Annotated in this window: 21 protein-coding genes and 1 pseudogene; 14 read left to right on the forward strand and 8 right to left on the reverse strand. The window is 65.6% G+C overall.

The features are described 5' to 3' along the window. The first annotated feature begins 72 nt into the window (after positions 1-72). The 9 genes from OYT95_RS18065 to OYT95_RS18105 all read left to right on the forward strand — a co-directional run bounded on the left by OYT95_RS18065 (position 73) and on the right by OYT95_RS18105 (position 8,652). On the forward strand, positions 73-942 hold the full coding sequence (locus OYT95_RS18065) for a MurR/RpiR family transcriptional regulator (RefSeq protein ID WP_268792117.1): 870 nt from the start codon (positions 73-75) through the stop codon (positions 940-942). A 148-nt stretch (positions 943-1,090) separates the two neighbouring features. Beyond that, positions 1,091-2,260, forward strand: coding sequence for an ABC transporter ATP-binding protein (locus OYT95_RS18070; RefSeq protein ID WP_268792118.1), 1,170 nt, complete (start codon positions 1,091-1,093; stop codon positions 2,258-2,260). Beyond that, positions 2,260-3,618, forward strand: coding sequence for an ABC transporter substrate-binding protein (locus OYT95_RS18075; protein ID WP_268792119.1), 1,359 nt, complete (start codon positions 2,260-2,262; stop codon positions 3,616-3,618). Before OYT95_RS18070 ends, OYT95_RS18075 begins: the two co-directional genes overlap by 1 nt. A gap of 31 nt (positions 3,619-3,649) precedes the next feature. Further along, a complete protein-coding gene (locus OYT95_RS18080; RefSeq protein ID WP_268792120.1) occupies positions 3,650-4,399 on the forward strand; it encodes a tyrosine-protein phosphatase in 750 nt (249 codons plus the stop codon). 25 nt (positions 4,400-4,424) lie between these two features. Next, on the forward strand, positions 4,425-5,288 hold the full coding sequence (locus OYT95_RS18085; RefSeq protein ID WP_268792121.1) for a phosphodiesterase: 864 nt from the start codon (positions 4,425-4,427) through the stop codon (positions 5,286-5,288). After that, on the forward strand, positions 5,288-6,241 hold the full coding sequence (locus OYT95_RS18090) for a carbohydrate ABC transporter permease (protein WP_268792122.1): 954 nt from the start codon (positions 5,288-5,290) through the stop codon (positions 6,239-6,241). Before OYT95_RS18085 ends, OYT95_RS18090 begins: the two co-directional genes overlap by 1 nt. Before the next feature lie 8 nt (positions 6,242-6,249). Continuing rightward, positions 6,250-7,143, forward strand: a complete 894-nt coding sequence (locus tag OYT95_RS18095; RefSeq protein WP_268792123.1) for a carbohydrate ABC transporter permease — start codon at positions 6,250-6,252, stop codon at positions 7,141-7,143. A gap of 32 nt (positions 7,144-7,175) precedes the next feature. After that, entirely contained in the window at positions 7,176-8,018 is an 843-nt protein-coding gene (locus tag OYT95_RS18100) for a metallophosphoesterase family protein (protein ID WP_037235975.1), read from the forward strand. 172 nt (positions 8,019-8,190) lie between these two features. Then, complete coding sequence (locus OYT95_RS18105) at positions 8,191-8,652, forward strand: nitroreductase family deazaflavin-dependent oxidoreductase (protein WP_037235972.1); 462 nt, start codon at positions 8,191-8,193, stop codon at positions 8,650-8,652. On the opposite strand, the gene OYT95_RS18110 is transcribed toward OYT95_RS18105, so the two are convergent. Together OYT95_RS18110 and OYT95_RS18115 are read right to left on the reverse strand one after the other, a co-directional pair. Then, complete coding sequence (locus OYT95_RS18110; protein ID WP_268792124.1) at positions 8,639-8,833, reverse strand: hypothetical protein; 195 nt, start codon at positions 8,831-8,833, stop codon at positions 8,639-8,641. The genes OYT95_RS18105 and OYT95_RS18110 overlap by 14 nt on opposite strands. A 136-nt stretch (positions 8,834-8,969) precedes the next feature. Next, complete coding sequence (locus OYT95_RS18115) at positions 8,970-9,170, reverse strand: hypothetical protein (RefSeq protein ID WP_268792125.1); 201 nt, start codon at positions 9,168-9,170, stop codon at positions 8,970-8,972. A gap of 561 nt (positions 9,171-9,731) precedes the next feature. On the opposite strand from OYT95_RS18115, the gene OYT95_RS18120 reads away from it, so the two are divergent. Next, positions 9,732-11,084, forward strand: coding sequence for a DUF1254 domain-containing protein (locus OYT95_RS18120; protein ID WP_268792126.1), 1,353 nt, complete (start codon positions 9,732-9,734; stop codon positions 11,082-11,084). 178 nt (positions 11,085-11,262) lie between these two features. Here the strand turns inward: OYT95_RS18120 and OYT95_RS18125 are convergent. The 6 genes and pseudogenes from OYT95_RS18125 to OYT95_RS18155 all read right to left on the reverse strand — a co-directional run bounded on the left by OYT95_RS18125 (position 11,263) and on the right by OYT95_RS18155 (position 15,970). Beyond that, positions 11,263-11,827 (reverse strand): annotated as a pseudogene (locus OYT95_RS18125) (dihydrofolate reductase family protein). 476 nt (positions 11,828-12,303) lie between these two features. Next, positions 12,304-12,588 (reverse strand): DUF1905 domain-containing protein, encoded by a 285-nt coding sequence (locus tag OYT95_RS18135; RefSeq protein ID WP_037246047.1) that lies wholly within the window; start codon positions 12,586-12,588, stop codon positions 12,304-12,306. 2 nt (positions 12,589-12,590) lie between these two features. After that, entirely contained in the window at positions 12,591-13,007 is a 417-nt protein-coding gene (locus tag OYT95_RS18140; protein WP_200887751.1) for a VOC family protein, read from the reverse strand. 222 nt (positions 13,008-13,229) lie between these two features. Continuing rightward, the gene (locus tag OYT95_RS18145) at positions 13,230-13,604 is read right to left on the reverse strand and encodes a hypothetical protein (RefSeq protein WP_245973395.1); all 375 of its coding nucleotides are present in this window, start codon (positions 13,602-13,604) and stop codon (positions 13,230-13,232) included. 160 nt (positions 13,605-13,764) lie between these two features. After that, positions 13,765-15,183: an SLC13 family permease gene (locus OYT95_RS18150; RefSeq protein WP_037240912.1), complete on the reverse strand. Its 1,419-nt coding sequence runs from the start codon at positions 15,181-15,183 to the stop codon at positions 13,765-13,767. Positions 15,184-15,496: 313 nt separating this feature from the next. Then, positions 15,497-15,970: an Lrp/AsnC family transcriptional regulator gene (locus OYT95_RS18155; protein WP_037240909.1), complete on the reverse strand. Its 474-nt coding sequence runs from the start codon at positions 15,968-15,970 to the stop codon at positions 15,497-15,499. A gap of 254 nt (positions 15,971-16,224) precedes the next feature. Here OYT95_RS18155 and leuC point away from each other — a divergent pair, with 254 nt between their 5' ends. From leuC to OYT95_RS18175, 4 genes are read left to right on the forward strand one after another with little or no spacing between them, the layout of a single operon-like run. Continuing rightward, complete coding sequence (gene leuC / locus OYT95_RS18160; protein ID WP_037240916.1) at positions 16,225-17,628, forward strand: 3-isopropylmalate dehydratase large subunit; 1,404 nt, start codon at positions 16,225-16,227, stop codon at positions 17,626-17,628. Positions 17,629-17,633: 5 nt separating this feature from the next. After that, positions 17,634-18,251 (forward strand): 3-isopropylmalate dehydratase small subunit, encoded by a 618-nt coding sequence (leuD, locus tag OYT95_RS18165; RefSeq protein WP_037240906.1) that lies wholly within the window; start codon positions 17,634-17,636, stop codon positions 18,249-18,251. Further along, positions 18,244-19,020: an RraA family protein gene (locus tag OYT95_RS18170; protein WP_037240903.1), complete on the forward strand. Its 777-nt coding sequence runs from the start codon at positions 18,244-18,246 to the stop codon at positions 19,018-19,020. The genes leuD and OYT95_RS18170 overlap by 8 nt, the downstream gene beginning before the upstream one ends. Positions 19,021-19,067: 47 nt before the next feature. Next, positions 19,068-22,565, forward strand: coding sequence for an indolepyruvate ferredoxin oxidoreductase family protein (locus tag OYT95_RS18175; RefSeq protein ID WP_268792250.1), 3,498 nt, complete (start codon positions 19,068-19,070; stop codon positions 22,563-22,565). The last annotated feature ends 61 nt before the right edge of the window (positions 22,566-22,626 follow it).

The following is a 22,626-nucleotide window of genomic DNA, read 5'->3' on the forward strand; positions in this document are numbered from 1 at the left end:
GTCTCCACGCGATCGGTCACCGGCCTTACGCTCTCGCACACTTCGTTCACCGCGGTGTGTTATTCAAGGCCCATGACTGCGTCACCGATCGATCCGCCTGTGGGGGCCACGTTGTCCGCCATCCGCGCCGTCGCGCCCAAGCTGGCTCCGAGCGAGCGGCGCGTGGCGGACGTGTGCGTGGAGCGCCCCCGGGATGTTGCGTGGTGGTCGGCAGCCGATGTCGCGGAACACGCTGAGACGTCGACCGCCACCGTCATCCGTGCGTGCCAGAATCTGGGCTTCAAGGGGTTCCAACACCTACGGATGTTGCTGCTGAGGGATCTGGGGTCGGCCGATACCGGGTCGGCGGGAGCACTGACCGTCGAAGAGAACGGTGCCGGACTGGTGCGGGCGGTATTCGGCGAACTGGCGACGGATCTCGCCGGCGCTCTGGCGCCCCTCGACGAAGACTCGTTCGAGCGGGCGGTGAGGGCGCTCGCGGAGGCGGAGCGCGTGCTCGTCGTCGGCAACGGCAGCTCGGGACCGTCGGCTGCAGCCGTGGCGGTGCGGTTCATTCTCAACGGCCGCCACGCCGAGGCACCGACCGACGCCGTGATCCAACAGTTGACTGCCGGACACCTGACGTCCCGCGACGTGTGCCTCGCGGTGAGCGACAGCGGGTTGAACTCCGTCACCCTGCGCCCGGTCGAGGCGGCCCGGGCGGCGGGGGCCACGGTCATCGGTGTCACCAGCTACGCCCGTTCGACCCTCGTGGAGAAATCCGACATCGGACTGGTCATCGGTGGCGGCAGCGGACCCTGGGGCGGACTGGGCGCCTCGGCCACGGTGGTGCAGCTCGCGTTCCTCATCAGCCTGCAGATCGCCGTCTGCCGGGCGCGGGGCGGCTCGGCCGAGGCGGCAGCCGAGACTTTCAAACAGATTGTGCCGCTGATCCATCCGTGACGGCATTCTGCTACAGCCGTTGCGCGAAGCATCACCGATGATTGGACAGCCATTCGCCCACCATTAACCTGACCCTGGCTAACTACCGATGTAACGAAATTCCCCGTCTCGCCGAGATTGGGTAACGTCATTTCATCGGGAGAGGCCAATGGGCAGGATTCGGATCGAGAATCTGAGTCGAAAGTTCGCAGATTTCACCGCAGTCGACAACATCGACCTCGACATCCGGGACGGCGACTTCCTGGTCCTCCTCGGGCCCAGCGGATGCGGAAAGACCACGCTGCTGAGGATGCTCGCGGGCCTGCTCGAACCGACCAGCGGACGGATCCTGCTCGACGACGACGACATCACCGCCGCGCCCGCGCGACGCCGCGACGTCGCGATGGTCTTCCAGAGCTACGCGCTCTACCCGCACCTCAGCGTCGCGAAGAACCTCGCGTTTCCGTTGCGCGTGAAAAAGATGCGCAAGTCGGAGGCCGTCGAGCGCGTCGAGGCCGTCGCGCAGCAACTCGACATCGCGCACCTGCTCGGCCGGAAGCCGAAGGAACTGTCCGGTGGCCAGCGGCAACGCGTCGCGGTCGGGCGCGCGATCGTGCGCAATCCGAAGGCGTTCCTGATGGACGAGCCGCTGTCCAACCTCGACGCCAAGCTCAGGACCGCGACGAGGCGCGAGCTCACCGAACTCCATCGCCGACTCGGGGCCACGTTCGTGTACGTCACCCACGATCAGGTCGAGGCGATGACGATGGCGACACGAATCGCCCTGCTGAACAACGGCGGACTCGAACAGGTCGGAACACCCGAGGACGTCTACGACCGGCCGGCGTCCGTGTTCGTCGCCGGTTTTCTCGGCAGTCCCGCAATGAACCTGCTGGACGCACGCGTCCGCACGGTGAACGGCACGGTGGTCGCGTCCGCCGAGGGCGTGACCGCACCTCTGTGGCCGGGACAGACCGAAGGCCGCGACATCGTCCTGGGCATCCGGCCGGAGCATCTCCGCGTCGCCGACCCTGCGGATCATCTCGGGGTGCGGCTGTCGGCCGACGTCACGTCCGTCGAGAATCTCGGCAGCGAACAGGTCGCGTACTGCGAGGTCGGGGGTGCCACGGTCTGCGTGCGAGCGCCGCGACCGATTACATTGCGCGCCCATCGATCCGCCGTCCTCACCGCGGATCCCACCGACGTGCACCTCTTCGACCGCGCGACCGGACGCCGCCTGGAATGGGTGGACGTCCCCGAACTCACCGATTTCGACTCCTCGGCCCCACGGGCCGTGGGGCACTCTTCCGAAACACTTTCCGCAACAGGAGCAGCGTGATGCGTAGATCGACATTCTCTGCCGTCGTAGTGGCGGCCGTGGCCGCCGCGCTGACCGGCTGTGCCACCGGCGGGGCCGCGCCGGGCGCTTCGGGCACCGGCGCACCGGTCCCGGAACTGGGACCCGACCAGCAGGTCGACATCGTCTTCGAGTCGTACAACCTCCAACAGGCCGGGCTCTGGTCCGACACGATCAACGGCCTCGTCGCCGACTTCGAGGCCCAGCACCCGAACATCCATGTGAAGGCCCAGCCGCCGCAGGGCAGCGGCACGGCCGGCGCCGGAACCGCGAGTAGCGTGCAGACACAAATGCTCGCCGGATCGCCCCCCGACGTTGCCCAATTGACCTTCGACACGCTCGATTTCGCCGTCAACGAACTCGGCGCCCAGTCACTCGACGGACTGTTCGGCACCGAGGCCGTGGACGCGACGTTCGGTGGGGAGCACCCGTTCCACCCCCGGGCCGCGACCCTCGGCGACTGGGACGGCGAAACGTACGGCATCCCTTACGTGTTCTCCACACCCACCCTCTTCTACAACGCGACTGCCCTCGCGAAAGCCGGGCTGCCCGCCGACGCCGATCTGTCGACGTGGCCGAAAGTCGCAGCCGCCGCCAAGGCGGTGACCGCCGCGACGGGCAAGCCGGCGCTGTCCGTGTCGTGCTCGGTGAAGGGAGGAAACTGGTGCATGCAGGCGCTAATCCGCTCGGCAGGCGGCGATGTGCTGTCGCAGGACCGCAAGACCATCGAATTCGGTGAGCCCGGTGCGGTGTCGGCGGTGACTGCGTTGCGGCAGATGTACGACGACGGCGTCCTCGCCAACCTCGACTCGACCACCCAGTACGAGAGTTTCGCGAAGGGCGACGTGGCGATTCAGCTGCAGACGTCGGCGCTGCAGGGAATGTTCATGAAGTCGGCGGCGACCGGTGGCTGGGACCTGCGTGCCGCACCGATGCCCGCCTTCGAAGGTCATGCCGCCGTGCCGACCAATTCGGGGTCGGCTCTGTTCACGTTCTCGCAGGACCCGGCGAAGCAGCGCGCGTCGTGGGAGTTCATCAAGTTCATGACGAGCGACCACGCGTACACCGAGATCTCCAGCAAGATCGGCTACCTTCCGCTGCGCCCGTCCCTCACCCAGGATCCGGCATCGCTGAAGGAATGGGCCGACAACAACCCCCTCCTGGCTCCCAATCTCGGCCAGCTCGACAAGCTCGAGGCCTGGGAGTCGTATCCCGGCAACAGCTATGTGCAGGCCGACGACATCCTCGGCCAGGCGGTGGAGGACGCCGTCTACTACGGCAAGGACCCGGCCGCGACCATGCAGGCGGCGCAGGAGCGCGTGCAGGAACTCATTCAGTAACCACCTCCGAACAGGACGAGACACCGACACAATGACCAGCACACTGCCTGCGTCGACGAACCATCGACGCCTGAATCTGACCGGCACCTACAACTTCCGCGATCTCGGGGGGTTCCCGACGGACACCGGGACCACCAAGTGGAACAAGCTGTTCCGTTCGGACGCGCTTCACCGGCTCGACCAGCCGGCCCGTGACCTCCTTCGCGAGCGGAAACTTGCTCTCGTCATCGACCTCCGCGAACAGCAGGAGCTGGACGACAGCCCGAGCGCACTCGACGGCGTCGGACACCGGGTGGAACATCTGCCGGTGTACGAGGGCGAGGTCGACCTCGACGGCGCGAACTTCGACCTCGCGGTCGTCTACCGCGACATGGTCGAGAACTACGGACATCGTTTGACCCGCGCCGTGCGTGCCATCGCCGCCTCGGGCGACGACCCGACCGTCGTTCACTGCACCGCGGGAAAGGATCGCACCGGTCTGGTCGTCGCTCTGACACTCGCGGCGGTGGGTGCCGATCAACGGGACATCGTCGCCGACTACGCGATGTCCGAGGTTCTGCTGGCCGGCGACTGGGCGCTCGGCATGGCCGAGAAAATGCGAGCCCGCGGTCTTCCCGACGGCGTGGACGTCGACCACCTGGTCGGCGCCAGCCCGGCCGTGTTGATGCGCACGACCCTCGACTCGATCACCACCGCGCACGGCGGCGTCCGCGACTTCCTCCTCGACCACGCCATGACCGAGCGTGAACTCGACGACCTACGCGGCGCACTCGTCGCCTGACATCCACTTCCACAGGAGAAATTTCATGTCCCAGTACGGGGAGCCCGACCACTACATCCTGCATGTGAGCGACACCCACTTCGTCACCGACGGCACCCTGCTCCATGATTCGGTCGACAGCGACGCCAACCTCTCCCGGCTGTTCGAGCGGCTCGAGAAGGCCGGCCGGCGGCCCGAGGCCATCGTGTTCACCGGCGACCTCGCCGACAGGGGCGAGCCCGAGGCGTACGTGCGTCTGCGCCGGATCGTCGAGCCCGCCGCGGAGCGCCTCGGCGCGAAGGTGATCTGGGTGATGGGCAACCACGACGCCCGGCCCGCCTTCCGGAGCGGCCTCCTCGACGCCGAACCCACCCAGGACTCGGTCGACTCGGTCGTCGATGTCAACGGATTGCGGATCATCGTGCTGGACAGCACGGTTCCGGGTCACCACCACGGGCTGATCAGCGACGAACAGCTCGCCTGGCTGACGGGCGTCCTGGCTGAGCCGGCACCGCACGGCACCCTGCTGGCCCTGCACCATCCGCCGGTGCCGGGCCTGCTCGACGCCATCGAGTCGGTGGAGTTGAAGGAACAGCACCGGCTCGAGACCGTGCTGGCGGGGACAGACGTCCGCGGAATCCTCGCCGGACACCTGCACTTCTCCACGACGTGCACGTTCGCGGGCATCCCGGTGTCCGTCGCGTCGGCGACCTGCTACACCCAGGACCTCCTCGTCGACCGGGGCAGCATCCGCGGCCAGGACGGCGCCCAGGGTTTCAACATGGTGCACGTCTACCGCGACCGTGTCCTGCACACGGTGGTCCCGCTCGACGTGTCCCCCACGGTGTACGAGATGACTGCGGACGAAATTCGGCAGTCGATCGAGCAGCTCACGGCGCCCGGCATCTGATGTTCGTCGAAGTTCCGGCCGCGACCGCCTCCGTCCACGCCGAGATGCCGACAGCTCCGTCGCGGGTCGGCCTGGTGCGACGCGGTCTCGCGCCGTATCTCTACCTCCTGCCCGCCGTCGTCCTTCTGATCGTGTGGATCTACAAGCCGCTCGGGGAGACCATCGGCCTGTCGTTCTACAAATGGAACATGGTGCCCACCAGTCCGAAGGTTCCGGTGGGCATGGACAACTACGCTCGCGTACTGTCGCTGCCCGAACTCCATAAGGCACTGCGGAACACGATTGTGTACGTCCTCGCGTTCATGGTGTTCTCGTTGCTGCTGCCGATGGTCGTCGCGCTGCTGTCGAACCGTGTTGCCGGACGATGGAAGACGCTCTACCAGGCCTTGATCTTCGTCCCGTTCCTCATCACCCCGGTGGCCGGCAGCGCAATCTGGCGGTGGCTGTTCAACCCCGAGGGAGGCACGATCCCGCGGGTGGCCGCGACTCTGGGTTTCGAATTGGGCAACGTCTTCCGAGAACCCGGCCTCGCGATGCTCGGTGTCGTGCTGATCGTCGGGTGGCAGATGCTCGGCTTCGGTGTGCTCGTCATCTCCGCCGGGCTGGCCGGGATCAATCCCGACTACGCGTCGGCGGCGGCCCTGGACGGAGCGTCACAAGCGACGATCACCCGCAAGATCACACTGCCGCTGCTGTCCCCGACGCTCGTGTTCCTCGGACTCATGACGATCCTGCTGGGCGCGCAGTGGGCGTACCCGATCATCGACATCGTCACGCAGGGCGGCCCCAGCGGTGCCTCCACCAACATCTATTACCTGCTGTACCAGTTCGGATTCCAGAATTTCGACGCAGGATTGTCGGCTGCTGCGGGAACCCTGTTCTTTCTGGGCTTCGGCCTGATCGCCGTCGTGTTCGTTCGTGTGTCGGACCGACTGAGCTTCTACGACAACTAGGACATCCCATGGCTTTTGCACTCGTCGATGCGCCGGCCCGATCGACCACCGTCGCAGCCCCGACCCGCGATCCCGGCGACGCCCCGGTCGCCACCCGTTCCCGCAGCCGGGTGGCGACCGGGCACGTGGTGCTCGCCGCCGTCACCGTGTTCAGTATCTTCCCGGTGTACTGGATGTTCGCCACCGCATTCCGTCGTCCCGAGGACTCCCTGTCGGTCAGCCCGGTACCGTCCCCGTTCAGTCTGGACAACTTCCGCTACGTGTGGGAGACCATTCCGATGGCGTCGATGCTCGTCAACACGTTCGTCATGGCGCTGGCGATGTCCGTCAGCCAGCTTCTGGTCGCGATCCTGGCCGCCTACGCCTTCGCGCGGTGGACGTTCTTCGGGAAGCAGGTGCTGTTTCTGCTGTTCGTGGGATCGTGGCTGGTGCCGTTCCAGGTCACCATGATTCCGAACTACCTTCTCATCTCACAGATGGGTCTGCTGAATACCGTTGCCGGAATCGTGATCCCGAATCTGTGCTCGGCCTTCGGTGTTCTGTTGATGCGCCAGCACATGGAGGCGTTTCCGCGAGAGTTGCTGGACGCGTCCCAGATCGACGGCCAGAACTCGTGGTCAACCCTGTGGAAGGTGGTGCTGCCCAACATGAGACCGGCGCTCGCGGCGCTCGGCATCATGTTGTTCATCTCGGCATGGAACGAGTACCTGTGGCCTTCGCTGATCATGCGGCAGTCGAATGCGGTCGTCCAGATCGGAATTCGCGGCTTCCTCGGCGCGGAAGGCAACAACTGGGGTGCTGTGATGGCCGCGTCCGGCCTCGCGTGCCTGCCCATCTTTCTGATCTACCTGTTCCTCCAGCGCTACGTGCGCGACGCATTCGTCCGGTCGGGCCTCAAATGACGGTCGGCCGAACACAACCCGAAGGAGCTCCGATGAAGATCGTCCAGATCAGCGACACGCACCTGTCCGCCCGCGGCGGGCGCACCCAGCAGAACTTCGAGCTCGTCGTCGACTACGTGAACAATCAGGTCCGTCCCGATCTCGTCGTGCACTCCGGCGACATCGTGATCATCCATCCCGACGATGTCGACGACCGAGCGCACGCCCACACACTGATGCAGCGGTTCACCGCGCCGGTGCTCGTCGTGCCCGGCAACCACGACATCGGTGAGCCGGGCTCCGCTCCCTGGCAGGGAATCGGCGTCACCGATGAGCGGATCGCCGCCTTCGAGACGGTATGGGGGCCCGATCACTGGCGCCACGACGCCGACAACTGGACGGTCCTCGGATTGAACAGCGAGCTCTTCGGTTCCGGTCTCGACCGGGAGACCAGGCAGTGGGCCTGGATCGAAGACGTCGCCGCGGACGTCCCCGAGTCGCAGCGGGTGATCGTTTTCCTGCACAAGCCGATCTGGAGCGCGGTCGACGAACCCGTCGGGCATGCCGTCGACATCGGGGAATCCCGCACCCGGTTGCTCACGGCCCTCGGAAAGGTGTCACTCGCTGCCGTCGGCAGTGGGCACCTGCACTGCTATCGGCAGACGCGACGGGGTGACACGCTCGAGGTCTGGGCGCCGTCCACCGGGTTCGTGGCCGGCGACGGTGACGCCCTGCCCGGGCCGCTCCACCAACTCGGCATCGTCGAGTACGACTGCACCGACGGGGTCGTACGCGCGAGCTACCGATCCGTGCCGGGCCTCGACGACGTCACGGCCGGCGCCGTCCCCGAGGTGACCGAGGCAATCGACGCATTGGGACACAGGGCAGTCGGCTGACGTCGAGTGGCGACGATGGCGATCCCGGTTCGGTCATCGGTAGCGATGACCGAACCGATCAGGAATCGAGAAGCGCCGACCACCGGGCCGCACTAGCGTCATTGCCGAGAGCCGCAGAGCTGACGGCTCAGTCGTGGATGTCGCGAGGCGAAGTGACCGATGGGAGAAGCGGATGACGAACAACCAGGCAGGCAAGCGGAAGCCGGGCACCCCCGGAGCGTTCTCACGGTGGATGCAGCGAAAGATGAACGCCCGCATGAACCGCAAGATCCGACGCGGCCGCGGCCAGTTCATGGGCATGGACGTGCTGATCCTGAACACGGTCGGCCGCCGCAGCGGACAGCCGCGGCAATCGCCGGTGGCGTGGTTCGACGACGGTGACGATGCCCGGCTGGTCGTCGCGTCGGGCGGCGGGAGCCAGAACCCGGACTGGCACGCCAATCTGATGGCGCACCCCGACAAGGCGTCGATCGAATTGCCCGGTCACGACGCCACGCCGGTGATCCCGCAGCAGCTCGACGGCGCCGAGCGTGAGCAGGCATGGCAGCGCATCGCCACCGCCCAGCCCCGCATCGCGAAGTACCAGAGCAAATCCGACCGGGAATACCCCGTGATCCGACTCACCGCGCGGTAACCACATCCGGATTCCGGTTCGTCGCGGCGCCCAAGGCTTTCCTCACGGTGGCACGGAACCATTCAGTGCCGGGGTCCGGAAGCACCTTCTTGAGGGTATAGAGCGAAGTCTCCATCGCTGGAACGGAAAACGGTAGTTCGAACGTTTTCACGTCGGCCATCCGGGAGAACTTGTCGGACACCGACCGGGGGATGATCGAGAGATGGGGCGCCTTCTCGATCAGCTGTGGAGGGCCGCGAAATGCGCGATGCGTAACGCGACGTCGTGTGAGTGGCCGTGCAAGGACAACGATCTGTCGACGTCCGTGTGGCCGGCGCTCACGTCGACGGCGACGTGGGTGCAGATGACGGCGTCGGCTTGCCTTGCCGGAGTTCGGTCTCGACCACGGCGATGTTGAGCGGAATGATGTGGACGTCGACCCCCGGAGCAGTCTCCGGCGGCAGCAGACTCACTTCACCGAGGTCGGTGGCGTGGAGTCGGAAGGTGCGGCGCGACGTCGCGGGATCGAACTGGCCCACACCGCTAACCGTGGTGTCGATGGCCTCGAACGCCTCACGAAGCCTCAGGGAATGGCTGACCGACGGCTGGGTGAGCGAGAGGCGCTCGGCAGTTCGTGTGACGCGCCGTGTCTCGTGAAACGAATGGCACACGACATGATCTGCTCTGGATACTTATGCGCAGTTTGGGTTTGTCTCTCATTCAACCATTTCGGGGCATTGACCTCATGAAACACCGCAAGGGGATCGCTGACCGGTCAACGATCCTCCACGTGGTGGGTCCCATCGACGGACGGAGGCAGGGATCTGCCAAATTTCCGGGCGCCACAAGCACACAATGGAGAAGTGTGTCCGAGGATCGAGTCGCGATGAGCATGGAGAGACTGCTCCACCATCAGCCGGGCGGAGTTCGACGTCCTCGAGGCGAAGGCGCTCGGCTGACACACCACGCTCAGCGCGGGCACGAGCCGAACAAGGATCACCGCGAGGTCGCGTCAACAAGACTCTTGGAAGGCGAGCGGGTGAGATCCTCCCGCGCAATGACGGCATCAATGCTCAGGCAAAAACCGGACGGTGAATGCAATGAACGCAGAACTTTCCCATTCCATCACATCTGACGAGGCGCGCTCCATCGCCAAGGAGGCGTACATCTACGGGTTCCCGATGGTCGACAGTTACCGTGTCCAGTATTCCTATTTCGTCGACAGCGCCGACTCCGAGTACAAGGCGCCCTGGAACCAGATCCGAAACATGGGGCGCGTCTTCACACCGGAGGACAAGACGATCCAGACCCCGAACTCGGACACACCGTACTCCATGGCCGGCTTGGACCTTCGCGCCGAGCCGGTCGTGCTCACCGTGCCGGAAATCGACGAGAGCCGATATTTCTCGGTTCAGCTCATCGACCTCTACACCTTCAACTTCCACTACCTCGGAAGCCGCACCACCGGCAACGGCGGCGGCAGCTATCTCATTGCCGGCCCGGGCTGGCAGGGAGAGACACCGGCGGGGATCACGGCAGTGATCCCTTCCGCCACGGAGTTCGTCCTCGCGGCCTATCGAACGCAGCTGTTCGACCCGGCCGACCTCGACAACGTGATGAACGTCCAGGCCGGCTACACGGTGCAACCCCTGTCGGATTTCCTGGGAACACCCGCGCCCGCACCGGCACCGACGGTCGACTTCATCACGCCGCTCACCGCCGAACAGGAGCGCACCTCGCCGGCGTTCTTCGACATCCTGAATTTTGTTCTGCAGTTCTGTCCGACGGACCCCTCCGAAACGGACCTGATGGCGCGGTTCGCCCCGCTCGGCATCGGCGCTGGAAGGACTTTCGACGCGAGTTCACTCTCTCCCGAGGTGACCCAGGCCGTCGAGGACGGCATAGCCGACGCCTGGGCAGCGTTCGCGGACCTCGAAAAGACGAAGGTGAACACGGGCGAGGTCACCGCCGGTGACGTCTTTGGAACACGCGGATTCCTCGACAACAACTACCTCTACCGGATGGCGGGCGCAGTACTGGGAATATACGGTAACTCGAAAGACGAAGCCCTGTATCCGGCCTATAACGTGGATGCGAACGGGACGGCGCTGGACGCCAGCCGAACTCGCTACACGCTGCGCTTCGCGCCGGGCCAACTTCCGCCCGTCAACGCATTCTGGTCCCTGACGATGTATGAAATGCCGGCGAGCCTGCTCGTCGCCAACCCCCTCAACCGGTACCTCATCAACTCGCCGATGCTGCCGCAGCTGCAGCGCGATCCCGACGGCGGCCTCACCCTCTACATTCAGGCAGAGTCGCCGGGCACCGAGAAGGAGTCGAACTGGCTTCCCGCACCTCGCGGACCGTTCGCCATGTTCATGCGCCTGTACTGGCCCAAAGCCGAGGCACTGGACGGAGCATGGACGCAGCCGCCGCTCGAGCCGGTGCAGTAGCCCACTCGACCGATGCCTCGCGTTCGCAGATCGGATCGCCGGGATTGTCGCCGAAACCCTCTGCTTGGTTGCCGCCGATCAGCAGCCGCTCCTCAACTGGGTATCACGATCGCCTCGACACACAGCGCCACGAGATCCTGGGGCGGCCCGAAGCCCGGGCCGCCCCGAGGTTGGGTACTCAGCGCCTGGTCTCGTACCTGGTCAGGACCACGCCGTCAGGGAACGTCCCGGTCTCCACCAGGGTCAGGTTCACCCAGTTGTCCAGGGCCGCAAAGAACGGCGTGCCGCCACCTATCAGGACCGGATGGGTGACGATCACGTACTCGTCGATCAGCCCCTCCCGCATGGCCACTGCGGCGAGTGTGGCACCGCCGATATCCATGGGGCCGCCGTCCTCAGCCTTGAGCCGGCCGATCTCGGTGACCGCGTCGCCGGTGACCAGGCGGGTGTTCCAGTCGACTGTGCTGGTCGTCGAGGAGAACACCACCTTCGGCATGTCCCGCCAGCGGCGGGCGAACTCGATCTCCGCCGGCGTGGCAGCCGGCTGCTGGTCGGCGGTCGGCCAGTGGGAGCTCATCGTCCTCCCACAATTTGCGCCCGTACAGCGCCGTGCCTGTCGCCCTCACCCGGTCGGACCACCACTGGAACAGTTCGTCGCTCGGCACACCCCAGCCGAGGTCGTCGCCGGGCGCGGCGATGTAACCGTCCAGGCTCACGTTCATGCCGAAGGTCAGTTTCCGCATGGTGTCAGCCTCCCGTAAGTCGGTACTCGGTGTACAGACCAGCACGGCGCGGAAAATCATCGGTCAGGCCACACCGCGGGCTGGTTCACCGCCACGCCAAGCGGATGTGCGTACGGACGCGAACGACTGGGACGGATCATCCGAACGTCGAGTCCCCGACCCGTCCCGCAGGCGGATCGATGACCGGCGCAGCTTCCTGCATCATCGGGAGATGACTTCACGGGGCGTTGTCCGGTTCTGGAAGAGAGAAGACGGGTGGGGCGCCATCGACTGTGTGCAGACCCCGGTTGCTGCTGGGTGCATTTCAGTGAAGTCGAAATCGATGGATTCCGAGCGCTCAACCCTGGCCAAGAGGTCGACTTCGAGTGGCAGAAGCCAACCGGCGCGGTAGAAGGCTTCGCATTCGTGGCCACTCAGGTACGACCTGTCCAAAACCGATTAACGATCCCGGACCGGACGTCCTGCCTCTGGTGAGTTCAGTTCAGTCGCTCGGTGAGGTGGACCTCGATGTCGTCACCGTCGTTCTTGCCGATCGCCTTGCGGATGGCAGCAGCCACTGGCAGCTTGTGGGTTCCGTCTCCCAGGGCCATGAACGCTCCGGTGAACGGGTGCGCGTCGATGGTCCCGGCAACCTTGACCAGACCACGGGTACCGAAGATCTGTGCTGAGTCGGGTAGCTGCACACACGTCCACGTGTCCCCGGGACGGACCTTGCCCAGGCGAGCGGTGAAGGTGATGTCCAGGGGTCGGGGATCTGCCATGCTCATGCTCCTTCGCGCTGCTGGTCGGGGGCTGTCGCGCTTACCGAGGCTCCGCTCTGGTCGGTCTCCTCCAGGTAGACCAGACCGTTACCGTCGGGGTCGGTGAAGAAGAACATCGCCGGCACTCCTTCCATCCGGACCAGCTCCTGGTTGTGCAGGGTCACCCCGGCCTCACGGACCTTGTCGAGGGCCTGTTGAGCATCGGAGGTGCCCAACCGGATTGCCACCGGGATCTCACTGTCGGGCGGTAGGAGCACCAAGGCGACATTCGAATCCGGTGGCACAACCTCGACCAGCCGTGCACCCGGCCACACCTCCACGTCGGTGCGGAGTTCGCAGCCCAGCACCTCGGTATAGAACCTCAGCGCGGCGTTCTGGTCAGCGACCGGAACCGACACACTCAACACTCTCGTCGTCATCGTCATACGCAATCAGACCCCGCCGCGCCCCGAAACTCATCGCCCAAGCCGTGAACCGGTCGTCCCGCAAGCCGAACCCGCACCGGGACGAGTTCGGCGATGTCGGATGCCGGCAGCAGTCGGTGCTCGTTCCGTACGCCGATCGGTGTCCGGTCGCCGCCTCCGCGGCGGGTTGGGCGCAACCCGGTTCACTGGGATATCGCATCCATGCAGACGGTGCCTTCAGGGATACGAGTACTCGCGTACGAGTTCGGGGTGCTTGGCACGCAGATAGAGGCTGGCGAACTCGTTCCGGTCCGCGGCAATCCACGCCCACCCCCGCCTTTCCCACTTGGCGAGGTCGGCCATGGCGTCGGCGACGGTGATCGTGCCGTTCTCACTGTCGCGCAATACGACTGTGGGATCGTCCCAGTCGATGGCCGCCGCTTCGGTATCGAGCGTTCCGGTGGCGGCGATGACGGCGAGGTCCGCACCTTCCGAGAAGGTCCCGAACTGAACCCGGCGTTGAAAATCGTTGTCCACGACCATGTCGAAGTCGAGGGCAGCGACCAACCAGCGGAGGGGATGAGCAGGAGCTGCCACCAAGACCGCGGTCACGGAAACTCTTGGATGATGATCGGATTCCGTCGGTACGGTTCCGACGACGATCGTTGACCGGACAGGCCGAACCGCCGGCCAACCGTAGACAGGGGAAGCGCCGGTCGCCCCACATGGGGCGCCCCGGCGCTTCAGCTGCTGGACGTCGTCATTGACAGGACTACATCGAGGTGGGGAGTACGACGAAGAGCCAGGCGAGGATTGGGGCGACAAGGACGATGTAGCCGGTGTATTTGAAGAGGGAGCGTTGGAACTTGTCGCGGTCGGGGACCTGGGCGTTGGCAAGGACCATGACGCCGTTGCTGGAGAGGGGGCTGACGTCGACGATGACCGCGGAGAACGAGACGGCGGCGACGAAACCGATGAGGCCGACCTCGCCCATCATCAGCAGCGGTGCCGCGAGCGGGAGGACGATGCCGAGGGTTCCGATGGAGGAGCCGACGGCGGAGACGGCGGCGACGGCGTAGCAGAGGATCAGGGCCGTGAGGAGCGGCGATCCGAGTGACGCTGCAGCGTCGCCGAGGAATTCGAGGGTGCCGTTGGCCTTGAGCACGCTCATGTAGGTGAGCATTCCGCAGACGAGGAGTACCGCGGACCAGGTGACGTTGTTGACGGCGGGCTTGTGCTTGTTCGGTGCGAGGACGAGGAGGATGGCGGCGATGACCATCGAGCAGACACCGACGTCGATCTGGAAAACGGCGGATCCGATGAGGAGGGCGACCATGCCGAGCAGGGTGAGGACACGCAGCGGGGTGAATCCGGTGGATTCGATCTCGGTGAGCCGATCCGGTTCGCGGGCGGGCTGCGGCGATCCAGTAGTCAGCACCATGGGGCCGGCACCGTGTCGGGCTGAGGTGGCGCGCTGTCCGGCGCTCGCTCCGGTTGTGACGAGGTCGCCGCCGCGGGGTTGCGGTGCGGGACTGCCTGCGACGGTGGGGTTGTCACTCGAGGTGAGGTCGTCGATGTCGATCGACTGGTCATCGGCACGGAGCAGGTCGCGGCCGCGGACGAGGAAGAGGCCGAGGGCGAGCAGGAAACTGAGTCCGAGGGGGATGGCGTACAGCGCGAGGGGGTTGGTGGGTAGGCCGGCGGACTGGAGCCAGCCGTTCGTGAATGCGCCGTAGACGGTGATTGGCGAGAACGCCGCACCGAGTACGCCGTGGCTGATCATCATGCCCATCAGCAGGGGGTCGATCTTGTAGCGCTTGGCGATCGGCATGGCGATGGGGGCGAGCATCCCGACTGCAAGTACCGAGCCCATGGTCATCAGGCCGGCGCCGAGGAAGAACATCAGCCAGACGATGGCCCAGCGCTTGCCTCGGACAAGCTTCAGTGCGCCGCCCACGAGGAGGTCGACGGTGCCGTTGACCCGGGCGATTCCGAACAGCAGGGTGATCCCGACGATGATGGTGAAGATACTGCCGGGGAAGAACCCGAAGATCTCGTCCATGGACAGTCCGGCCAGCCAGCCGCCGATCACGAAGGCGGCGGCGAATGCCAAGACGCCCATGTTGATGGGTGTCATGGTGCCGATCGCGAACAGGGCGATCAGCGCCGCGATCGAGATGAAGTAGAGCATCGGAGGTAACCCTTTCGGTGGATGCCCGGAGATCCGAGCCGCCTGCCGGTGTAAACCGGTGGCAGTGAGCCGAGAGCGGCGACGCCTGATCCGCCGGGGACGGCATGTGGCGTTGCCGTGCCCCGCTATTCAAGGGTGATGGCGGTCACAGAATCAACTCCCCCGCCGAGAAAGCATCCAGGTGCTCAACGTGAACCAGTCGCGGTCGGGGTGGTTGAGCCAATAGCTCAGCATCCCGGCTCTCGGGCGGCGGATGGTTCAGCCGTGTCGCGGGCAGTGAGCCAGAAGCTCGGCTACCCCGGCATCCGGCAGATCAATTTTCTGCCCGCAGTTTCTCCACGATCGGGATGGTCCGCGGCCAGATTCGCCGACTCAGGACAATCTCGGAACGGGTCCGCAGCACACCCTCGGTTTTCATGACAGCCTGCAGGACGTCCTCGAAGTGGGAGTTGTCCCGAGCGACGAATCGGCACAACAGGTCCCCTTCGCCGGAGACGGTGTTGGCCTCGATCAGTTCCGGGATCGCGGTGAGCCGTTCCAGGGTTTCGTTGACCTGACTTTGGGCGATGTGGACGTGCACGAAGGCCATGACGGCGTAGCCGAGGGGGGCGAGGTTGATCTGCGGGCGCCAGGTGACGATCACACCGGCCTTCTCGAGTTTGGTGATCCGGGCTTGGGCGGTGTTGCGGGCGATGTTGAGTCTGCGGGAGTACTCGCGCACCCCCGCACGGGGCTCTTCGACGATGAGTCGGAGCAGGTCGAGGTCGAGTTTGTCGAAGCCGTCCATCGGTAGTCCTGTCGTGAGGGTGAGAAATTGGTCCACATGCGCATTCGGCTGCGCATTCGACCGTGGTCGTTGAGCACTTGGTAGCAATTTTCGGTTCTCGGTTTATCTCACGGTACAGGTCTGCCTATGTTGTGGGTCACATAGAGCACGGCGGTGCGATCGGCGAGCATTCGATCCGCATGCACCGCTTGCCATCGTCATCGCCACCATCAATGGAGGCGGACGTGGGTTACGGGAAGGGACAGGCGCTGACCATGGGCTACACACTGGCGGACAAGATCTGGAGGAGCCACGTCGTGCGCTCCGCCGAGGGTGAACCGGATCTGATCTACATCGACATGCACCTGCTGCACGAGGTGAACACCCCCGCCGCGTTCGCCGGGCTGCGCGCAGCCGGCCGCACCGTCCGCCGCCCCGACTTGACCCTGGGCACCGAGGATCACAACACGCCGACCGACGACGTGCTGCGCACGATCACCGACCCGGGGGCGGTCGAGCAGCTCGACCACATTCGGCGCAACTGCCGGGATTTCGGTATCGAGTTGTACTCGCTCGGTGATTCCGCACGCGGGATCGTGCACGTCATCGGTCCCGAACTCGGACTGACTCAGCCCGGGATGACGCTGGTCTGCTGTGACTCGCACACCAGCACCCACGGCGCTTTCGGAGTTCTCGCCTTCGGTATCGGCACCAGTCAGGTCGAGCACGTCCTCGCCACCCAGACACTGCCGATGGCGCCCATGCAGAACATGCGCGTGATCGTCGACGGCCAGCTGCCGCCCGGCGCGACGGCAAAGGACCTCATCCTCGCAGTCATCGAGGAGATTGGCACCGGCGGCGGGCAGGGATACGTCATCGAATACCAGGGCGAGGCGATTCGCGCGTTGTCGATGGAAGGCCGGATGACGGTGTGCAACATGTCCATCGAAGCCGGAGCCCGGGCCGGTCTCATCGCCCCGGACGAGGTCACCGTCGAGTACCTGCGTGGCCGCCCGCACGTGCCGTCCGGGGCCGCGTTCGATGACGAAGCCGAGTATTGGCGCACCTTCTTCACCGACGAGGATGCCGTCTTCGACAAGGAAGTCCACATCGACGCGGCCACCGTCGCTCCGCGGGTGTCCTGGGGGACGAATCCGGCGCAGTCGGTTCCGCTCGATGCCGCCGTGCCCGCCCCGTCCTCGTTCCTCGACCCGGTCGAACGTGCTGCCGCCGAACGCGCTCTGAGCTATATGCAGCTGACCCCGGGAACACCACTGCGTGATGTCGAGGTCGATGCGGTGTTCATCGGCTCGTGCACCAACGGCCGCATCGAGGACCTGCGGGAGGTCGCCGCGGTCTGGAAGGGCCGGCGCATCGCCCCCGGTATCGACGTGCTCGTAGTCCCCGGGTCGGAGGCCGTCCGCGCGCAGGCCGTCGAGGAAGGACTCGATGAGATCTTCGCCGCCGCCGGCGCACCGCTGCGCTACTCCGGGTGCTCGATGTGCGTCGCGCTCAACGACGACCGACTACGCCCGGGCCAAAGGGCCGCATCGACGAACAACCGCAACTTCGAAGGCCGCCAAGGACGGGGCGTGATGACGCACCTCGTCTCACCCGCCGTCGCCGCCGCAACCGCGGTCACCGGCCGACTGACCGCGCCCGCAGATTTGAAGGACTGACCTCGATGAACAGATTTACCGAACACACCGGAATCGCAGCGCCCCTGCGGATTTCCGACGTCGACACCGACCAGATCATCCCGGCACGGTTCTGCGTCGGAGTGACCAAGGAAGGCTACGAAGACGCCCTGCTACACGACTGGCGCCTCGACCCCGGCTTCGTCCTCAACCAACCCGACTACCGCAACGCGACCATCCTGGTCGCTGGTGCGAACTTCGGCGTCGGATCATCACGCGAAATGGCGGTCTGGGCGCTGCAGAACTACGGCTTCACGGCTGTCCTCGCCCCCCGCTTCGGGGACATCTTTCGTGGCAACTCCCTGAAGAACGGTCTGCTCACGATCGCTCTCGACCAGCGCGTGATCGACGAACTCTGGGACACGATCGAAGCACGGCCCGAGGTCCCGATCACCGTCGACCTGGTCCGGCGCGAGGTCCGCGCGGCCGGTGCCACCTACACGTTCGACCTCGATGACAACGCCCGCTGGCGACTGCTCAATGGCTATGACGACATCAGCCTGACCCTGCGCGACGTCGAGGACATCGACGTCTACGAAACCACCCGCCGGCGCACCCTGCCGACGTCGCGGCGTGTCGTGATGGAAGGAGCTCTTCGTGGCTGACACCGACCTCACCGACACCCGATCGCGCATGACCGGCACCGTTCCGCAGTCGAAGATCCTGACCACCGAGATCCCGCGCTACGTCGAAGACTATGTGTCCCGGTTGCTGGCGATACCGGACACGGCATCCGCCGTCGCCGACGCCCTCGACGAGCTGGGCATCGGCACCGCAATCACTGCGACCGAGCTGAAACCGGTTTCGGAACAGGCGCGAATGTGCGGTCCCGCGGTGACGTTGCGGTATGTGCCCCTCGGAGGGGACGTGACCGGAAACCGCGAAAGCGGGCGCGGCACGACCTTCGGCGACCGCGACCTCTACGGCCTCGGGCGCCCCGGGGACGTCGCCGTCATGGACTGTTCGGGATCGCGGTCCGGCGCGGTGATGGGTGCCCTGTCGGCCCGGTGGGCGGTGAAAGCACAGATCGGGGGCTGCGTCGTCGACGGCGCGATTCGCGACACCGGCTCCATCCTCGCAAGTGGTCTGCCGGTGTGGAGTGCCACCAGGCATCCCGCCGCCGCCCGCTACCGCTACGAGACCGTGCAGATGAACGGTCCGGTCTCGCTGTGCGGGCATCTCGTCAACCCCGGCGACTACGTCGTCGCCGACATCGACGGTGTCTGCGTGATCCCGTTCTTCGACGTCCCACGGGTCGTCGACTTCTGCGAAAACGCTCACCGCACCGAGATCGCGTTCATCGACCGCATCGACGCGGCCGCGACTCTGGAAGAACTCGTCGCCGGGCTGGCCCCGGGCACAGCCCCCGCCTGACCGCCGACGTCGACATCACACGAAGGAACACAGCCTTGTCCTCCATCATGCAGACCCGCTCGTCCACGTTCTCCCTCGACGACCGCTACGTCCTCGAAGACGGATCGGTCTACCTGACCGGCATCCAGGGGTTGGTACGCGTGCTGCGGGACAGGGCCATCCTCGACCGGCGGCGCGGCCACCGCACGTCGTCCTTCGTCTCCGGCTACGAAGGATCACCGCTGGCCGGGTACGACCTCGAAATCGCCCGCAAACGCAAGATCCTCGACGAGTACGACCTCGTGCACCGTCCCGGTGTCAACGAAGAACTGGCCGCCACCGCCGTGCTCGGCACCCAAATGGCACCGCAGATCGGGCATCTGCGCTCGGACGGGGTCACCGGGTACTGGTACGGCAAGTCCCCCGGACTCGACCGCGCCTCCGACGCGATTCGGCACGCCAACCTCGTCGGAACCGATCCGCGCGGCGGCGCCGTCGCCCTCGTCGGCGACGACCCGGGCGGGAAGTCCTCGAGCCTGGCATGCGCGTCCGAGGTGGCCATGGCGGATCTGCTCATCCCCACCCTTTGCCCGGCCGATTCCCAGGAGGTGCTCGACTACGGGCTGCATGCACCGTTCCTGTCCCGGTTCACCGGCCTGTGGTCGGGATTGAAAATCGTCACCGCCGTCGCCGACGGCGCGAGTTCCGCCGTCGTGCACCCCGACCGGATCGACCCGAGCTTCGGTGACCTCGGACCGAGCACGTACACCCCGAACGCCAACCTCGTCGGCCCCAACCTGCTCACCCTCGAACGCAGCCAGATGATGGACCGGCTGCCCCGCGCGCTCGACTACGCGCGCATCAACAAACTGAACCAAATCGTGCAATCCGGGCCCGACGACCGGATCGGCATCGTCACTTCCGGTAAGACGTATCTCGATCTGCGCGAGGCACTCTCACTGTTCGGCCTCGGACCTGCAGACTTGCTCCGGTACGGGATCCGCATCCTCAAGCTCGGCATGATCTACCCCGTCGACCCCGAGATCGTGCGCCGGTTCGCTGCGGGGCTGGACGAGATCATCGTCGTCGAGGAGAAGCGGGCGTTCCTCGAGACCGCGGTCCGCGACATCCTCTACCGGCGCGCCAACGCCCCGGTGGTCATCGGTAAGACCGATCCGAACGGCAAGTCCCTGGTCAACATCTTCGGAGAGCTCGACGCCGACCTGATCGCCAATGCCCTCAGCCGCCGACTGGGCGACGAATACGGCATCGAACCGGTCCAGCTGTGGAGACAGCGCCCCAGGACCTCGAAGATCGCACTGCCGCTGCTGAACCGCACCCCCTATTTCTGCTCGGGATGCCCGCACAACTCCTCGACCAAGGTGGCACCGGACACGCTGATCGGCGGCGGAATCGGCTGCCACGCCATGGTGATGATGATGGACGACAAGCAGGTCGGCGACGTGATCGGGTTGACCCAGATGGGCGGCGAAGGCGCCCAATGGATCGGCATGGCCCCGTTCCTGGAGGAAAACCACCTCATCCAGAACATCGGCGACGGCACGTTCATGCACTCGGGCAGTCTGGCGCTGCGCGCCGCCGTCGCCTCCGGGGAGAACGTCACCTACAAGCTGCTCTACAACGCCACCGTCGCCATGACCGGCGGACAGGACCCGGTCGGCGCCATGCCGCTGGACCGGATCACCCGGCTGCTCCTCGCCGAAGGGGTCAAGAAGGTCGTGGTCACCACCGAAGACCGCAAGCGCATCAGCTCACTGAAACTCCCCAAGGGCGTCGAGATCCGGGATCGGGACGACCTCGTCGACGTTCAGACGGAACTGGCGACGATCGCCGGGGTCACCGTCCTGGTGCACGACCAGGAATGTGCCGCCGAGAAGCGCCGCAAGCGCAAGCGCGGCACCCTGCCCACCCCGACCACCCGGGTGATGATCAACGAACGCATCTGCGAAGGCTGCGGCGACTGCGGGGAGAAGTCCAACTGCCTGTCGGTGCACCCCACCGACACCGAGTTCGGCCGCAAGACCACGATCCACCAATCCTCCTGCAACCTGGACTTTTCGTGCTTGAAAGGGGACTGCCCTTCCTTCGTCACCATCACCCCCGGCCCGAAGGAGCAGCGCACACCTGTCCCGGCCATCGCCGCCGACCTGATCACCGACCCCGACGTGCCGGCGATCGACGGCCAGTTCGGGGTGCGGATCATGGGCGTCGGGGGCACCGGTGTCATCACGGTCGCGCAGGTCCTGGCTACCGCCGCCGTGATCGACGGCAAGTTCGTCCGCAGCCTCGACCAGACCGGCCTGGCGCAAAAGGGCGGCGCCGTGGTGTCGGATCTGAAGATCAGCGCCGAACCCCGCGAGGGCGCCTCGAAGATCGGCGAGGGCCGCTGCGGTCTCTACCTCGGCTGCGACTCCCTCGTCGCCACCGACCCCAACAACTTGAAGGTCGCCAACAGCTCCGACACCGTCGCCGTCGTCTCCACCACCGAAATCCCCACCGGTCAGATGATCGTCGACACCGCAGTGCATTTCCCGGAACTGAGCACCATCCGCACCGCCGTCGACGGCGCCACCTCCCGCGCGATCTACCTCGACCCGGCTCTGCTCTCGCGTGAGTTGTTCGACGACGAGCAGTACACGAACATGCTCCTGATCGGAGCCGCCTTCCAGACCGGTGTCCTCCCCATCGAGGCGACCGCAATCGAACAGGCAATCACCCTCAACGGTGTCTCGATCGAGGCGAACCTGCAGGCATTCCGCCGCGGCCGTCAGGCCATCGCGGACCCCGAAGCCCTCACCGCCGCTATCGAGGGCAACCGGCGGGCCGACTTCGAACCGGCCGTCCCATCTCTCCAGGCGCTCGCCCTCGCCGGCACGGTCCGGGCCTCAGCCGATTCCGAACTCGCCCGCATCGTCGGGCTACGCACTGCCGAACTCATCGACTACCAGGACATTGACTACGCCCGCGACTACGCCCAGTTCGTGGAATCGGTACGCCAGCGGGAAGCCGCGCTGGTCGGACACTCCACCGCACTGACCGAGGCAGTCGCGAAGAACCTGTTCAAACTCATGGCGTACAAGGATGAGTACGAGGTCGCACGCCTGGCCTTGGACCCTGCCTTCGACGCCGCGGTCAAGGACGCGTTCGGCAAGAGCGCGAAACGGTCGGTCCGGCTGCACCCCCCGATGCTGCGCGCCATGGGCATGAAGAACAAGCTCTCACTCGGATCCTGGATCAACCCCGGATTCCGGACGCTGCACCGCATGCGCAAGATCCGCGGCACCAAGCTCGATGTGTTCGGCTACCACCACATCCGGAAGATGGAACGCGAGCTGATCACCGAATACCGCGAAGCCATCGAGCAACTCCTCCACCTGCTCAACCCCCACAGTGTTTCCGCGGCGGTGGAGATCGCCGAACTGCCCGACCTCGTCCGTGGGTACGAACAGATCAAGGTCGCCAATGTGGCGTCGTACCACCAGGAACTGCACAAGCTCCTCGAGGCGTACCCCCTTGCCGCCCGAGCCGAGAAGCAAGCCGTATAGGGCCCACAAACCGGCGGACACCGGTCAGCCCGAGGCCGCCTCACAGCACGCACGGAAACGA

Source organism: Rhodococcus sp. JS3073, from assembly GCF_026810085.1.
GTDB classification, from domain to species: domain Bacteria; phylum Actinomycetota; class Actinomycetes; order Mycobacteriales; family Mycobacteriaceae; genus Rhodococcus_F; species Rhodococcus_F wratislaviensis.